Origin of the sequence: Psychrobacter aquimaris (genome assembly GCF_016107525.1) — a bacterium.
GTDB classification, from domain to species: domain Bacteria; phylum Pseudomonadota; class Gammaproteobacteria; order Pseudomonadales; family Moraxellaceae; genus Psychrobacter; species Psychrobacter aquimaris.
Genome location: NZ_JABASR010000036.1, coordinates 1 through 985, shown reverse-complemented (window position 1 = coordinate 985; position 985 = coordinate 1). Strand labels below are relative to the sequence as shown.

Genomic DNA, 985 nt, shown 5'->3' with positions numbered 1-985 from the left:
TACCCCACTCTCAACTTGAAATAAGCAAATCAAACTGAAGAGGCGGGTTACCAAGTTTTTTATTGAGTACAAAGCACAGATTGTGTGACAGAATCTTACGAATCAATCGATGAGACAAATGCCATAAATCTCTTGCTCGTACCCTTTGTATACTAAATCGTTCTGATAGCTGACCGATTACTGTTTCAATGATACGGCGGGCTTTCATTAGCCGTCTTACCACAGGTTTGGGTCTATCTTCTTTCATATTAGCTCTGAGTGGCGTTTGTAAATCTACTCCTTGAGCGTCGTAGTACGATGTCAGACTCGGGCTGATATACCCTTTATCAGCGCCAAGTAGCCCATGAATATGAGTGGTGATTTCTGGGGCAACCGCTCTTTCATCAATATTGGCAGGAGCAAAGGTAAAGCCTTTAATCATGCCCGATAAGTTAACAAGCAAATGTCCCTCAAAGCCATAGTATCTCTCTTGCTTAGCCGCACAGTAGCTAAAAGCCGCTAAGTCTTGATAGTTTTTATGCCGATAAGCGCGTCCATAATGACAGACGGGTATCGGAAAACCATCCATAAAATGGATGTTGTCACGGCCTTCAATTTGACTGACGTTATCTTGTATCTGCTGTTTGACTTGCCACAGATTGGCGCAGTGCTTTGCGAAGTTAGGGTATGAGCCGATGGCTGGAAACCAGTCTTGCCAATGCTGGGTAAAGTATTGCCAAATCTGTTTGTCTTGATCAAGGTTTAAAAATTCACCGACCATCTCCATGCAAATGATCTCAGGATCACTCAGCTTTGGCGCGTAACCTGCACTTCGCAAGGGTTTGGTGACGACTATTTTGTAATATTGCTCTACCATTAAATAGATATTGATGATAAATTCGTCTATGGGCATCTCACAACTCCATTGTATTCTTGGTCGAAAACAATAGATTAGTGAGGTGCTCTTCTTTTTTCAATCACTTTCGAAGTTGAGAGTGGGGTTATA

General features: G+C 42.3%; 1 protein-coding gene. It reads right to left on the bottom strand.

The features are described 5' to 3' along the window. Window positions 1-10: 10 nt before the first annotated feature. A complete protein-coding gene (locus JFC10_RS14775) occupies window positions 11-892 on the bottom strand; it encodes an IS982 family transposase (RefSeq protein ID WP_198333487.1) in 882 nt (293 codons plus the stop codon). Window positions 893-985 lie beyond the last annotated feature (93 nt).

Bases quoted from the DNA above. Each gene is read 5' to 3' on its own strand.
- JFC10_RS14775 (WP_198333487.1), bottom strand. From the start codon at position 892: ATGCCCATAGACGAATTTATCATCAATATCTATTTAATGGTAGAGCAA.